We start from the raw sequence: 13,261 nt of genomic DNA, 5'->3' as shown, positions 1-13,261 counted from the left end.
AATTATCCTCGTAAAGTCGCGGTCAAACCTTTCGTGCTGGCGTACTGTTGCGCAAAGTCTAGCAGCGCAGGCGCATCAAGCGGTTTGTCTGGGGCGTTGTAGGGTTGACTGAGTAAGTGGTATTTGTTGATGCCCAGCGTGTGGTAGGGCAGAAAATGGATCTCACCGACGTGCAGTTCGTCGGCGGCAAAATCGGTAATGGCTTTTATCGCCTCTTCATCGGCATTAAAGCCCTGAATCAACGGCACGCGAATAATGATTTTTTTCCCTGCGGCGGCCACTTTTTTCAGATTTTCCAGCACCCGGGCGGCGTTGCCATCGGTCCATTGTTTGAACGGGGCGTCGGCAACATGCTTCAGATCTGCCAGAAACAGGTCGATATTCGCTAATGAGGGCGCAATGTATTTCCATGGCACATGCAGACAGGTTTCAACGGCAGTATGAATGCCCGCGTCATGGCTGGCTTTGAAGAGCGCGGCCGCCAGTTCTGGCTGCATAAACGGTTCGCCGCCGGAGAGGGTAATTCCGCCGCCGCTGCGATCGTAAAAGGGTTTATCGCGCAACACGGTGGCCATGATCTCTTCCACGCTTTTCATCTCGCCGCACACGGTTAACGCTTGTGTCGGGCAGCAGTCGGTGAGCGCATTCATGTGGGCGTCGGTCAGTTTCTCACGGTGGATAAGCAGGCCATTCAGCGTACGTTCGCACACACCGGGTGCTGCCTGAGCGCAGAGGTTGCACCCTTCCAGGCACAAACGCGCATCGTATAAAAGATCCTGTGTACGCGCGCGGCTCTCCGGGTTCTGGCACCAGCGGCAGCTCAGGGAGCAGCCTTTGAGGAACACCACGGTTCGTATACCTGGGCCATCGTGTGTGGAATAGCGCTGAATGTTGAAAATCATAAATCGGCCCTCTTGTTTCGTATAAAGATTAAATTACTTTCGAATGAAAGTTATATTGACGCAAGTCAACTAACAGAGAGGTTTTGCCGTGGTATCGTTAATCCATGCTAAATCTCACAGTTTGAGGAATGATTATGGAACTCTATCTGGACACTTCTGATGTCGATGCCGTGAAAGCCCTGGCGCGCGTTTTTCCGCTGGCGGGTGTCACCACCAATCCCAGCATTGTGGCCGCAGGTAAAACGCCGCTGGACGTGTTATTGCCCGAGTTGTATGAAGCGATGGGGGGGAAAGGACGTTTGTTTGCCCAGGTGATGGCAACCACCGCAGAAGGCATGGTCAGCGATGCGCGCCTGTTGCAGGCGATTATTCCTGACATCGTAGTGAAGATCCCGGTCACCTCAGAAGGTCTGGCTGCCATTAAATTGCTGAAATCTGAAGGTATCCCAACGCTGGGTACGGCAGTTTACAGCGCTGCGCAAGGGTTGCTGGCGGCGCTGGCTGGGGCGGATTATGTTGCGCCATACGTGAATCGTCTCGATGCGCAGGGCGGTGACGGTATTCAGACGGTTAATGAACTTCAGCAACTACTGCACATGCATGCGCCGCACGCTAAAGTCCTGGCGGCCAGCTTCAAAACGCCGCGTCAGGCGCTGGATTGCCTGCTGGTAGGGTGTGAGTCTATTACGCTGCCACTGGATGTCGCCCAGCAACTGATCAGCTCGCCGGCGGTGGACGCCGCCGTGAAGAAATTTGAGCACGACTGGCAGGGCGCCTTTGGGCGGACGTCTCTGTAAGTTTTGATCCCGGGTGGGCGCCATGCTCACCCGGTCTTGTTTACTTCCCGCAGACCTCACAGTCCGGATTGCGCATTAACTTCATCTCGCGGAACTGGCAGGTCATTGCGTCATACATGACGATTTTGCCGGAGGCGGGTTTGCCGTACTGCGCCAGCACTTTAATTGCCTCCATGGCCTGCAATGAGCCAATCACGCCAATCAGTGGCGCCATAACGCCCGCTTCCACGCAGGTCAGCGCGTTCTCGCCGAACAAACGACTCAGACAGCGATAGCAAGGCTCACCGTCTTGCCAGGTGAAGACGGTAATCTGGCCTTCCATGCGGATAGCCGCGCCGGAAACCAGCGGCACTTTTGCGGCGAAACAACCCGCGTTGAGCTGGTTACGCACCGTGACGTTATCGGTACAGTCCAGCACCAAGTCATGCTCAGCGATCAGCGCATGGAGGGCTGCATCTTCCAGCAGGGCGTTAATCGGGGCGATAATAATATGCGGATTAATACGCATCAGCGCGTCACGGGCGGATTCGACTTTGGCTTGCCCAACCGTCGCGTCACTGTGCAGCGTCTGACGCTGCAAATTGGAGACCGACACCGTATCAAAATCGAGCAGCGTCAGATTGCCGATTCCCGCGCTTGCCAGATATTGCGAGGCCGCACATCCCAGTCCACCCAGCCCGACCACCAGCACGCGCGCCGCTTTTAAGGCTTCTTGCCCGTCAAAATCGAAGCCACGCAGAATGATTTGCCGGTTATAGCGCATCATCTCCTGGTCGCTGAGCTCAGCCATTACAGACCTCCGAACAGCGCGTTAAACGGCTCGACTTCCACCCATTCGCCCGCTTCAACATTGCCGCGATCGCGCTCCAGCACAATAAAGCAGTTCCCCTGGCTAAAGGAGCTGAAAATATGTGAACCCTGATGTCCGGTCGTGGTGACTTCCAGTTCGCCGTCGGCGGTGCGCTGTAGCACGCCGCGCTGAAAATCGAGACGCCCCGGCGTTTTCTTCAGACGAGAGGCGGTGCGCACCCGCTGGCGTGCGGGCAGTCCACAGGCGGTATTGCCGCTGAGTTTGGCCAGCAGTGGCTGAACGAGTTGATAAAACGTCAGCGCGGCGGAGACCGGGTTGCCCGGCAGACCGCAGAACCAGCTATTGTTGAGTTTGCCAAAGGCGAAAGGTTTACCGGGCTTAATGGCCAGTTTCCAGAACGTAATTTCGCCCAGCTCTTCCAGAATCGTTTTGGTGTAGTCCGCTTCGCCAACGGAGACGCCGCCGGAGCTAATCACCACATCCGCCTGGCTGTCCGCTTCTACAAATGCAGCGCGCAATGCCTGCGGGTCGTCGCGGATAATGCCTAAGTTGATAACGTCGCAACCGAGCTGCTCCAGCATCAGATGCACCGTTAAACGGTTGGTGTCATAAATTTGCCCGTCGCCCAGAGGCTGACCCGGCAGTTGCAATTCATCGCCAGTCGAGAACAGCGCCACGCGCACTTTACGTACTACCGGAACGTCCGCGATGCCCAGCGAAGCCAGTACCGGCAGTTCTGCGGTGGTCAGGCGCGTTCCCGCCGCAAACACCGTGGCGTCAGCGGTAATGTCTTCTCCGCGATGGCGAATGTTTTGCCCGCCGCGAACTTCCGCCGTAAAGCGTACGCCTTCGTCTGTTTGTTCTGTTTGTTCCTGCATTACCACCGCTTCGCAGCCTGCCGGGACGGGGGCGCCAGTCATAATACGGATACAGGTATCTGCTGGCCATTCACCCTGAAAAGGCTGTCCGGCAAAGGCTTTACCGGCCACAGGAAGCGGTTTACCGGAGGCCAGATCGCCTAAGCGAACCGCATAGCCGTCCATCGCAGCGTTATCAAACCCAGGTACATCGAGGGGAGAGACAACGTCGTTTGCCAAAATGCGACCAAAACACTGAACCAGCGGTAGCGTTTCGACGGCGGTAAGAGGGGTAATGCGCGATAACATTTGCGTGAGTGCCGATTCAAGCGGCATTAATCCGGCGGTAAATTCCATGGAAATACTCCTGCGGGGCAAATTCGAATCCGGCTATTATGTCAGAAAATGCCAGCAGACTGTATGCCACCTCGGGCTTAACCTTTACATGCCGCTTGCATCTTTCTATATTCAAAAATTGAATGAAGAATTCACAATAATTCTGATATTTATAGCAAAAGTATGTGCCACCGTTAATGGACGACAAAAATGGGCAAAGCAGTCATTGCGATTCACGGCGGCGCAGGCGCCATTTCCCGCGCGCAATTGAGTCAGGAGCAAGAGCAGCGCTACATTCGGGCGCTGTCCGATATTGTTGAAGCAGGGCAAAGGATGCTCGAAGCAGGGGAAAACGCGCTTGATGTGGTGACGGAAGCGGTGCGTTTGCTGGAAGAATGCCCCTTATTTAATGCTGGCATTGGCGCGGTGTTTACCCGAAATGAAACCCACGAGCTGGACGCCTGCGTCATGGATGGCAACACGCTAAAAGCCGGTGCCGTCGCCGGGGTGAGCCAGTTGCGTAATCCGGTGCTTGCCGCCAGATTGGTGATGGAGCATAGCCCGCACGTCATGATGGTCGGTGAAGGGGCGGAAAATTTTGCTTTTTCGCAGGGAATGGCGCGCGTTTCCCCCGATATTTTTTCGACTCCCCAACGTTACGAACAGTTACTGGCGGCGCGTGCCGCCGGTAAAACGGCGCTTGATCACAGCGGCGCGCCGTTGGATGAAATGAACAAAATGGGCACCGTCGGCGCCGTCGCGTTGGATCAATACGGCAATCTGGCGGCAGCGACCTCAACCGGCGGCATGACCAATAAACTGCCCGGACGCGTCGGCGACAGCCCCCTGGTGGGCGCGGGGTGCTATGCCAATAATGCCAGCGTCGCGGTCTCCTGCACGGGAACCGGCGAGGTATTTATCCGCACCCTGGCGGCCTACGATATCGCCGCGCTGATGGATTACGGCGGACTGAGCCTTGCCGACGCCTGCGAACGGGTGGTGATGGAAAAATTACCGGCGCTGGGCGGTAGCGGCGGATTAATCGCCATCGATCATGAAGGGAATGTCGCCCTGCCGTTTAACAGCGAAGGCATGTATCGCGCCTGGGGATATGCCGGGGATACGCCAACCACGGGGATCTACCGGGAAAAAGGGGATACCGTTGCCACACAGTGACGAACTGGACGCCAGCGATGTACTGGCCGTCAGCAATCTGAATATTGCGTTTGTACAAGAGCAGCAACGCGTTAGCGCGGTGCGCAATCTATCGTTTCGCCTCAGGCGTGGAGAGACGCTGGCGATTGTTGGCGAGTCGGGGTCGGGAAAATCGGTCACCGCGCTGTCGTTGATGCGCCTGATTGAGCAGGCCGGAGGGGAGATTCAGTGTGATGAAATGCTCCTGCGTCGGCGTAATCGTCAGGTGATTGAATTGGGCGAGCAAAGCGCGTCTCAGATGCAGAGCGTGCGCGGTGCGGATATCGCCATGATCTTTCAGGAGCCGATGACCTCGCTCAACCCGGTGTTTACCGTGGGAGAGCAAATCGCTGAGTCGATCCGCTTGCATCAGGGCGCCAGTCGCGAAGAGGCGATGGCGGAAGCCAAACGGATGCTCGACCAGGTGCGTATTCCTGAGGCAAAGGCCATTTTATCCCGATATCCGCACCAGCTTTCCGGTGGTATGCGCCAGCGTGTGATGATCGCGATGGCGCTGTCGTGTCGCCCGGCCGTGTTGATTGCGGATGAGCCGACGACGGCCCTGGATGTCACTATTCAGGCGCAGATCCTGCAATTGATCAAAGTGTTGCAGCAGGAGATGTCGATGGGGGTAATTTTTATCACCCATGATATGGGCGTGGTAGCTGACGTCGCCGATCGGGTGCTGGTGATGTATCAGGGCGAGGCCGTGGAAACCGGCAGCGTTGAGCAGATTTTTCATGCGCCGCAGCACCCGTATACCCAGGCGTTGCTGGCGGCAGTACCACAACTGGGGGCGATGAACGGACAGGCGTTTCCGCGCCGTTTCCCGCTTATTTCACCCAACAACCCACAATTGCGCGAACCGCAGACAGCGCAGGATACGGTTGCCGCAGGCGAGCCCATCTTGCAGGTGCGTAATCTGGTGACGCGTTTTCCGTTGCGAAGCGGCATCTTTAACCAGGTCACCCGGGAAGTCCATGCCGTAGAAAACGTCAGCTTTGATCTCTGGCCGGGAGAGACGCTGTCGCTGGTGGGGGAGTCTGGCTGCGGCAAATCCACGACCGGACGCGCGTTGTTACGGCTGGTGGAATCGCAACGCGGCGAAATTACGTTTAACGGTCAGCGTATTGATACGCTTCCGGCGGGCAAATTGCAGCCGCTGCGCCGGGATATCCAGTTTATCTTTCAGGATCCTTACGCCTCTCTGGATCCTCGCCAGACGGTGGGATACTCCATTATGGAGCCGCTGCGCGTTCACGGTGTGCTGCACGGTGATGCGGCAGCGTCACGGGTGGCCTGGCTGCTTGAGCGTGTCGGTTTGCGCCCGGAACATGCCTGGCGATATCCGCACGAGTTTTCCGGGGGACAACGCCAGCGAATCTGCATTGCCCGCGCGCTGGCGCTCAATCCAAAAGTGATCATTGCCGATGAGGCCGTCTCGGCGCTGGATGTCTCTATTCGCGGGCAGATCATCAATCTGTTGCTCGATCTCCAGCGGGAGATGGGGATCGCGTATCTGTTTATCTCCCATGATATGGCGGTGGTTGAGCGAATCAGCCATCGCGTGGCGGTGATGTACCTGGGGCAAATCGTGGAAATTGGCCCTCGCCGCGCCCTGTTTGAGAATCCGCAACATCCTTATACCCGGAAGTTAATGGCGGCCGTTCCGGTAGCCGATCCTTCCCGACATCGGCCGCAACGCGTGCTGCTGTCCGATGATATCCCCAGCAATATTCGTAAGCGTGGGGAGCAGATTACGCCCGTGTCATTGCAGTTCGTTGGGCCGGGTCATTACGTTGCGCGTGTGCAGCCGGAAAATGCGCTTTCGCGTTTATAACATTCAGACACACAGGGTTTCAGGAGAATAATATGACAAAATTTGTTGCCCGTAATTGGCTGGTTGCAGCGGGCGTTGCTTCGGCGTTGACGGCGTCGCCTGCATTTGCGGCGAAAGATGTTGTGGTGGCGGTCGGCTCCAATTTCACAACGCTCGATCCGTACGACGCGAATGACACCTTATCGCAGGCGGTGGCGAAGTCGTTTTATCAGGGACTGTTTGGCCTCGATAAAGATATGAAACTGAAAAATGTGCTGGCAGAAAGCTACAGCGTCTCCGACGACGGTTTGATCTACACCGTGAAACTGCGTCAGGGGGTCAAGTTTCAGGACGGCACCGACTTTAATGCGGCGGCAGTAAAGGCCAATCTGGACAGGGCAAGTAATCCGGAAAGCCATCTCAAACGCTATAACTTGTACAAGAACATCGCGAAAACAGAGGTGGTGGACTCAGCAACGGTGAACATCACGCTGAAACAACCGTTTTCTGCGTTCATCAATATCCTGGCGCACCCGGCGACGGCGATTATCTCCCCGACGGCGCTGGAAAAATACGGTAGCGAGATTGGATTCCATCCGGTCGGTACGGGCCCGTATGAACTGGATACCTGGAACCAGACTGATTTCGTCAAAGTGAAAAAATTCGCCGGTTACTGGCAGCAAGGATTACCGAAGCTGGACAGCATCACCTGGCGACCGGTGGCGGACAACAACACGCGCGCGGCGATGCTGCAAACGGGCGAGGCGCAATTTGCCTTCCCAATTCCTTACGAGCAAGCCGCGCTGCTGGAAAAAAACAAAAACCTGGAGTTAGTCGCCAGCCCCTCTATTATGCAGCGTTACATCAGCATGAATGTTACGCAGAAACCGTTTGATAATGCCAAAGTGCGCGAAGCGCTCAACTACGCGATTAATCGTCAGGCGCTGGTGAAAGTGGCGTTTGCCGGTTATGCGACGCCTGCCACTGGCGTGCTGCCGCCGGCGATTGCGTTTGCGCAAAGCTATACGCCGTGGCCGTACGATCCGGCAAAAGCGCGCGAACTGTTAAAAGAAGCGGGTTATCCGAATGGTTTTAGCACCACGCTGTGGTCATCGCATAATCACAGTACCGCGCAAAAAGTGTTGCAGTTTACCCAGCAACAACTGGCGCAGGTCGGTATTAAAGCGCAGGTGACGGCGATGGATGCCGGGCAGCGCGCGGCGGAAGTGGAAGGCAAAGGGCAGAAAGAGAGCGGGGTACGACTGTTCTACACCGGCTGGACGGCCTCCACGGGGGAAGCCGATTGGGCGCTGTCGCCGCTGTTCGCGTCGCAAAACTGGCCGCCAACGCTGTTTAATACCGCGTTCTACAGCAACAAACAGGTCGACAGCGATCTGGCGGACGCGCTGAAAACTAACGACCCGACGGAGAAAGCGCGCCTGTACAAAGAGGCGCAGGATATCCTCTGGAAAGAGTCCCCGTGGGTGCCGTTGGTCGTCGAAAAACTGGTTTCGGCACACAGTAAAAAGTTGACCGGTTTCTGGATTATGCCGGACACGGGTTTCAGTTTTGAAGATGCGGATTTGCAGTAAGCCATCTATTCTGCCCCTGATGTTCAGGGGCAGACGCAGGGAGTCTGATGTTTAGTTATGTTCTCAAGCGTCTGCTGGGGTTAATTCCAACCCTGTTGATTGTCGCGGTGCTGGTGTTTTTGTTTGTCCACCTGTTACCCGGCGACCCGGCCCGGCTGATTGCCGGGCCGGAGGCCGATGCGCAGGTGATTGAACTGGTGCGCCAGCAGCTTGGCCTTGATCAACCGCTACATGTTCAGTTCTGGCATTACATCACCCACGTTCTCCAGGGAGACTTTGGGACGTCGATGGTTTCGCGCCGTCCGGTTGCGGAAGAGATAGCCAGCCGCTTTATGCCGACATTTTGGCTGACCATCACGAGCATGGTTTGGGCCGTAATGTTTGGGATGACGGCCGGGATTATTGCTGCGGTCTGGCGTAACCGCTGGCCGGACAGAGTGAGCATGACGCTGGCGGTCACGGGGATCTCTTTCCCGGCGTTTGCGCTAGGCATGTTGTTAATGCAGGTCTTTTCCGTCGAACTGGGTTGGTTGCCAACGGTCGGCGCAGACACCTGGCTGCACTACATTTTGCCGTCTGTCACGCTGGGCGCGGCGGTGGCTTCGGTGATGGCGCGCTTCACTCGTGCGTCATTTGTCGATGTGCTCAGTGAAGATTACATGCGTACCGCCCGTGCAAAGGGGGTGAGCGAAACCTGGGTTGTGCTAAAACACGGTCTGCGTAACGCGATGATCCCGGTTGTCACCATGATGGGGCTACAGTTTGGCTTTTTGCTGGGCGGATCCATTGTCGTCGAAAAAGTGTTTAACTGGCCGGGGCTTGGCCGCCTGCTGGTCGACTCGGTGGAAATGCGCGACTATCCGGTAATTCAGGCAGAAATCCTGCTGTTTTCCCTGGAATTTATTCTTATCAATTTAGTGGTGGATGTGCTCTACGCTGCCATTAATCCGGCTATCAGGTACAAGTAAGGATGCGACTGTTCAACTGGCGCCGTCAGGCGATTTTAAATGCCATGCCTCTGGTGAAACCGGACAGGGTACGTACCCCGTGGCATGAGTTCTGGCGGCGTTTTCGTCGTCAGCGTGTGGCCATGATCGCCGGTGTATTTGTGCTGCTGCTTATCCTGGTGGCGATATTTGCCCGCGGATTAACGCCGTTTGATGCGGAAAATTACTTCGATTACGACCGCCTTAATGACGGCCCTTCCATGCTGCACTGGTTTGGCGTCGATTCGCTGGGCAGGGATATTTTCAGCCGCGTGCTGGTTGGGGCGCAAATCTCCCTGGCGGCTGGGGTATTTGCGGTATTTATTGGTGCGGCGATCGGTACGCTATTCGGTTTACTGGCAGGCTACTATGAGGGCTGGTGGGACAGAATAATCATGCGTATCTGCGATGTGCTGTTTGCTTTTCCGGGCATTCTGCTGGCGATTGCGGTGGTGGCGGTGCTGGGCAGCGGCATTGCCAATGTGATTATCGCGGTGGCGATCTTTTCCATTCCTGCGTTTGCTCGTCTGGTGCGGGCGAATACTCTGGTGTTGAAACAGCAAACATTTATTGAGTCGGCGCGCAGTATTGGCGCCAGTGATGCCACCATTCTTTTCAACCATATCCTGCCGGGAACGGTCTCTTCGATTGTGGTCTTTTTTACCATGCGTATCGGCACCTCGATTATCTCGGCGGCCAGTTTGTCTTTTCTCGGATTAGGCGCACAGCCGCCAACGCCGGAATGGGGGGCAATGCTCAATGAAGCGCGGGCGGATATGGTGATTGCGCCGCACGTGGCGTTGTTCCCGGCGGTCGCGATTTTCCTGACGGTGCTGGCATTTAACCTGCTGGGCGATGGGCTGCGCGACGCGCTGGACCCGAAGATTAAAGGGTAACGACGTCAGGCCAAATTTAACGGTAAAGCGATCCCTCAGATACGTTTACCCAGGATATGCAATGTGCTTTGCTGGGTCGGGGTGCTGAACGTCGTCTCTTTGATAGGTGTTAACCCCTGGCGGGTGTAAAAGCGGTACGCCCGCGGGTTAGCATCTAAAACTTCCAGCCAGAAATACGTTTCACCACGGCATTGCGCCAGATGCACTATTTCTGCAAGCATCGCCTCACCGTAGCCCTTGCCGGTTTCACCGGGCAGCAAATAGAGTTTATGCAGCAGTGTACCTGTCGGGCCGTCATCATCTACGGCGCTGTGCCAGGAGACTTTGGCAAATCCGACCGGAACAGTCTCTGTTGCGATAAACCAGCAACTGGCTTCGCTTTGTAATTCTTCCTGTATTGCGCTCAGCGAGTACTCCTGAAAGAGAAAAGCCTGCAATTCGTTGTGCTCATGCCACAGGTGGGCAAAGTGGTGAGTGTAGCTGGAATAACCCATCTGACTTAATAATGCGGCATCTTCCAGATGCGCTTTTCGTACTGTCATCATTTTCTGGTCGTCTCTCCACGGTGAATAACATTCTACTGTAGTCGAATGCGGCATTATTTGTGGCGAAGATGCGTTTTGAGTGTCGGTGTTAATTCAACGCATTCGGCAGTAAGGTTTTCCTTGTGCCCGTTGAGATAGAACGGAAAAGCGGTGTTCTGCCTGCAATAAGAGAACCGAAATAACGCCATGAATGACGGATAGGTATCCATTAAAACAGTGGAAATTGAGTAAAAAGGTTATTTCAGTTATCAGAGAATCAGCATTATGTCGCTCATCGCTGAATTTCAGCCTGCATGATAATCCACTCGATAAAACAACTGGCTTCTGGATTTCCTTTCTCGGGCAACGTCACTGAATACGTACCCGTCTTTGTCGCAACCTTATACCACGGGATAACCAGTCGTCCTGATGCAAGATGTTTCTCGCAGAAAATACGTGGAATTAAAGCGATCCCCAGTCCATCTTCCGCAGCCTGAATAGCCGCATAGGTATGATCCAGGTGAAGGTGATTCAGAACATGCTCAGTGGATATTTGATGTTGTTCACCCCAGGTTCGCCACAGATCCTCTCGAACCCGAATATGAATCAGGGTATGCCCGGTCAGAAGGGGGGCTTCCTCAGCATGAGGACGCAAGAAATAATTACGGCTGCACACGATGACACTATCTTCGCTCAGAAAAGGTACGGTTCGCAGCCCTGAAAAATGAGACGGATCCCGTCGTATCACAATATCGAAGCTCGCTTTAGGATCCGCGACACCGGTGCCTGTGATTACATTTATCCGTATATCAGGATATTTTTGGTAGAAATCTGGCAATCTCGGAATGAGCCAGTACATTGCAAAAGTTGGCAGGCAATTAACGGTGAGTGTCTTGAGCCCTGAACAACGTTTAATGCTTGTCTCAGCAGCAGAAAGCTCCTGAATGATTTTCTGGCACGTGACTGCAAATCCCCGTCCCGCTTCCGTCAGTTGTACCCGTTTATGACCACGGATGAATAACAGTACGCCCAGCTTATCCTCAAGGGTTCTTATATGCCTGCTGACTGCGCCAGTGGTCAGACATAGCTCATCCGCTGCTGAGCTGAAGCTTTCAAATCTGGCGGCAGACTCGAAAGCCATTAAGTGGGGGAGAGAGCATATTTTTTTCATTGGTTGAGTTTAATTCAACCATGAGTGAGCTAAAAGATCATTTGTCACGGTTTTCAGCGCTGGTTAGCATCCGGATGGAAAAATACTGACAGGATATTCAATATCATGAATCCTTTTTTAGTCCTCTGCATCGGACGTATCGGGTGTTGCGTCGGAAGTATGGCTTTTGCCGGTGCATTGCCGGTTGTACGGGATGAATGGCATCTGGATGCAGCTTCTGCAGGCTCAGTTCAGATGGTTTTTAATATCAGTAATGCCATTGCACTGTTAGCGGCATCCTGGCTCAGTGATCACATTGGTCCGAGAAAAGTTTATCTCGTTTGCTCATGGCTGGGGGTACTTGCCCTCGCGTTATTTGCCTGCTTTGCCCGCGATCTTCCATCCGCTCTGGTATTAATGTCATTTGTCGGGTTAACCCAGGGCGGTACATATACACCCGCACTCATGCTCGCCATTAACATGCACGGTTCGGCGAAAAGAGGGTATGCCGTTGGCACTATGCTTGCTGCAGGATCTCTGGGATACCTGCTTTCAATATTTATTGCTACATGGGGAGCGTTGAGATGGGGTGTTTCTGTCGCCTTCCTGCTCTGTACTGTGGTGGTATTATTTGGGGCTATCCTGGGTTCATATGCTCTGAAAACAGAACAAGATAAACCCGTAGTTGCCCGACAAATACCCCATTTAAAACCACTCCGTAAGGGCAGAAACATCACGGCAATACTCTTGCTGGCAGGTTATACCGCGCATTGCTGGGAGCTTCTTGGAAACTGGTCCTGGACACCCACGCTGGTTGCTACTGCGCTGATTCCCTGGCAGCTATCTCCCGTAGCCATCGGGCTTTTGACTGCGGCGACAATTCATCTGTCGGGAATGATATCAACGTTTACGGTAGGTTCAATTTCTGATCGATTTAACCGGACCAGCGTACTTATTGTTATGGGAGGAATGGGAGCATTATGCTCATTACTGATAGGCTGGTCAGCTTCACTTTCAGCCGGTTGGGTGCTCTTTATGGCTATGATAGGTAGTTTTTTTATCCTGGGTGATTCGGGGGTTCTTTCCGCGGCAATTGCTGATAATGTCGCTCCGGAAACATTGGGCAGAGTGATGGGGATCCGCTCATTACTGGGGTTTGGTATCGGTTCTTTTTCACCTTTCATCGTTGGTATTGTTCTTGACGAGACGAGCAGTTGGAAACTGGCATACAGTGTGCTGGCAATGGGAGGAGGAATCGCATTTTTAGCCGCAATAGCTATACCCATTCTTTCTCCACGGTTGCAGCGCTAGCACCCTTTCCGGAACATGTTTGAGCGATAGTTGGTACGCAGGGGATTTTTATCAGATGGCCCTCGCGTTCTGATCTGCACCCAGGA

Annotated in this window: 12 protein-coding genes; 7 read left to right on the top strand and 5 right to left on the bottom strand. The window is 54.5% G+C overall.

The window, feature by feature from the left end:
- Positions 1–2 precede the first annotated feature (2 nt).
- On the bottom strand, positions 3–902 hold the full coding sequence (locus ACO7SM_RS14615) for a glycyl-radical enzyme activating protein (protein ID WP_490468142.1): 900 nt from the start codon (positions 900–902) through the stop codon (positions 3–5).
- A 134-nt stretch (positions 903–1,036) separates the two neighbouring features.
- On the opposite strand from ACO7SM_RS14615, the gene fsa reads away from it, so the two are divergent.
- Positions 1,037–1,699 carry a fructose-6-phosphate aldolase gene (gene fsa, locus ACO7SM_RS14610; protein WP_490468141.1) on the top strand — a complete coding sequence of 221 codons (663 nt, stop codon included), beginning with the start codon at positions 1,037–1,039 and terminating at the stop codon, positions 1,697–1,699.
- 40 nt (positions 1,700–1,739) lie between these two features.
- On the opposite strand, the gene moeB is transcribed toward fsa, so the two are convergent.
- Both moeB and moeA read right to left on the bottom strand, forming a co-directional pair.
- On the bottom strand, positions 1,740–2,489 hold the full coding sequence (gene moeB / locus ACO7SM_RS14605; RefSeq protein WP_490468140.1) for a molybdopterin-synthase adenylyltransferase MoeB: 750 nt from the start codon (positions 2,487–2,489) through the stop codon (positions 1,740–1,742).
- Positions 2,489–3,724 (bottom strand): molybdopterin molybdotransferase MoeA, encoded by a 1,236-nt coding sequence (gene moeA / locus ACO7SM_RS14600; protein ID WP_490468139.1) that lies wholly within the window; start codon positions 3,722–3,724, stop codon positions 2,489–2,491. The genes moeB and moeA overlap by 1 nt, the downstream gene beginning before the upstream one ends.
- A gap of 189 nt (positions 3,725–3,913) precedes the next feature.
- On the opposite strand from moeA, the gene iaaA reads away from it, so the two are divergent.
- The 5 genes from iaaA to gsiD are packed head-to-tail and all read left to right on the top strand — an operon-like array spanning position 3,914 to position 10,190.
- Complete coding sequence (gene iaaA / locus ACO7SM_RS14595) at positions 3,914–4,879, top strand: beta-aspartyl-peptidase (RefSeq protein ID WP_490468138.1); 966 nt, start codon at positions 3,914–3,916, stop codon at positions 4,877–4,879.
- Positions 4,866–6,737 (top strand): glutathione ABC transporter ATP-binding protein GsiA, encoded by a 1,872-nt coding sequence (gsiA, locus tag ACO7SM_RS14590; RefSeq protein WP_490468137.1) that lies wholly within the window; start codon positions 4,866–4,868, stop codon positions 6,735–6,737. Before iaaA ends, gsiA begins: the two co-directional genes overlap by 14 nt.
- A gap of 32 nt (positions 6,738–6,769) precedes the next feature.
- The gene (gene gsiB / locus ACO7SM_RS14585) at positions 6,770–8,308 is read left to right on the top strand and encodes a glutathione ABC transporter substrate-binding protein GsiB (protein ID WP_490468136.1); all 1,539 of its coding nucleotides are present in this window, start codon (positions 6,770–6,772) and stop codon (positions 8,306–8,308) included.
- A gap of 47 nt (positions 8,309–8,355) precedes the next feature.
- On the top strand, positions 8,356–9,276 hold the full coding sequence (gene gsiC, locus ACO7SM_RS14580; protein ID WP_490468135.1) for a glutathione ABC transporter permease GsiC: 921 nt from the start codon (positions 8,356–8,358) through the stop codon (positions 9,274–9,276).
- 2 nt (positions 9,277–9,278) lie between these two features.
- Positions 9,279–10,190, top strand: coding sequence for a glutathione ABC transporter permease GsiD (gsiD, locus tag ACO7SM_RS14575; protein ID WP_192611692.1), 912 nt, complete (start codon positions 9,279–9,281; stop codon positions 10,188–10,190).
- A 35-nt stretch (positions 10,191–10,225) separates the two neighbouring features.
- On the opposite strand, the gene ACO7SM_RS14570 is transcribed toward gsiD, so the two are convergent.
- Both ACO7SM_RS14570 and ACO7SM_RS14565 read right to left on the bottom strand, forming a co-directional pair.
- The gene (locus ACO7SM_RS14570) at positions 10,226–10,735 is read right to left on the bottom strand and encodes a GNAT family N-acetyltransferase (RefSeq protein ID WP_490468134.1); all 510 of its coding nucleotides are present in this window, start codon (positions 10,733–10,735) and stop codon (positions 10,226–10,228) included.
- A gap of 271 nt (positions 10,736–11,006) precedes the next feature.
- Positions 11,007–11,885: a LysR substrate-binding domain-containing protein gene (locus ACO7SM_RS14565; RefSeq protein ID WP_490468133.1), complete on the bottom strand. Its 879-nt coding sequence runs from the start codon at positions 11,883–11,885 to the stop codon at positions 11,007–11,009.
- 105 nt (positions 11,886–11,990) lie between these two features.
- Between ACO7SM_RS14565 and ACO7SM_RS14560 the strand changes: the two genes are divergently transcribed.
- Positions 11,991–13,175, top strand: coding sequence for an MFS transporter (locus ACO7SM_RS14560; protein WP_490468132.1), 1,185 nt, complete (start codon positions 11,991–11,993; stop codon positions 13,173–13,175).
- Positions 13,176–13,261: the final 86 nt, after the last annotated feature.

It is taken from the genome of Citrobacter sp. LJND-P06 (assembly GCF_058188415.1).
Note: the sequence above shows the minus strand (reverse complement) of the source record. Positions and strands in the feature narration are given on the sequence as shown.

What these genes read in the sequence shown, in the direction of transcription:
- ACO7SM_RS14615 (WP_490468142.1), bottom strand. Translation starts at nt 902, where the DNA reads ATGATTTTCAACATTCAGCGCTATTCCACACACGATGGCCCAGGTATA.
- fsa (WP_490468141.1), top strand. Translation starts at nt 1,037, where the DNA reads ATGGAACTCTATCTGGACACTTCTGATGTCGATGCCGTGAAAGCCCTG.
- moeB (WP_490468140.1), bottom strand. Translation starts at nt 2,489, where the DNA reads ATGGCTGAGCTCAGCGACCAGGAGATGATGCGCTATAACCGGCAAATC.
- moeA (WP_490468139.1), bottom strand. Translation starts at nt 3,724, where the DNA reads ATGGAATTTACCGCCGGATTAATGCCGCTTGAATCGGCACTCACGCAA.
- iaaA (WP_490468138.1), top strand. Translation starts at nt 3,914, where the DNA reads ATGGGCAAAGCAGTCATTGCGATTCACGGCGGCGCAGGCGCCATTTCC.
- gsiB (WP_490468136.1), top strand. Translation starts at nt 6,770, where the DNA reads ATGACAAAATTTGTTGCCCGTAATTGGCTGGTTGCAGCGGGCGTTGCT.
- gsiC (WP_490468135.1), top strand. Translation starts at nt 8,356, where the DNA reads ATGTTTAGTTATGTTCTCAAGCGTCTGCTGGGGTTAATTCCAACCCTG.
- gsiD (WP_192611692.1), top strand. Translation starts at nt 9,279, where the DNA reads ATGCGACTGTTCAACTGGCGCCGTCAGGCGATTTTAAATGCCATGCCT.
- ACO7SM_RS14570 (WP_490468134.1), bottom strand. Translation starts at nt 10,735, where the DNA reads ATGATGACAGTACGAAAAGCGCATCTGGAAGATGCCGCATTATTAAGT.
- ACO7SM_RS14565 (WP_490468133.1), bottom strand. Translation starts at nt 11,885, where the DNA reads ATGAAAAAAATATGCTCTCTCCCCCACTTAATGGCTTTCGAGTCTGCC.
- ACO7SM_RS14560 (WP_490468132.1), top strand. Translation starts at nt 11,991, where the DNA reads ATGAATCCTTTTTTAGTCCTCTGCATCGGACGTATCGGGTGTTGCGTC.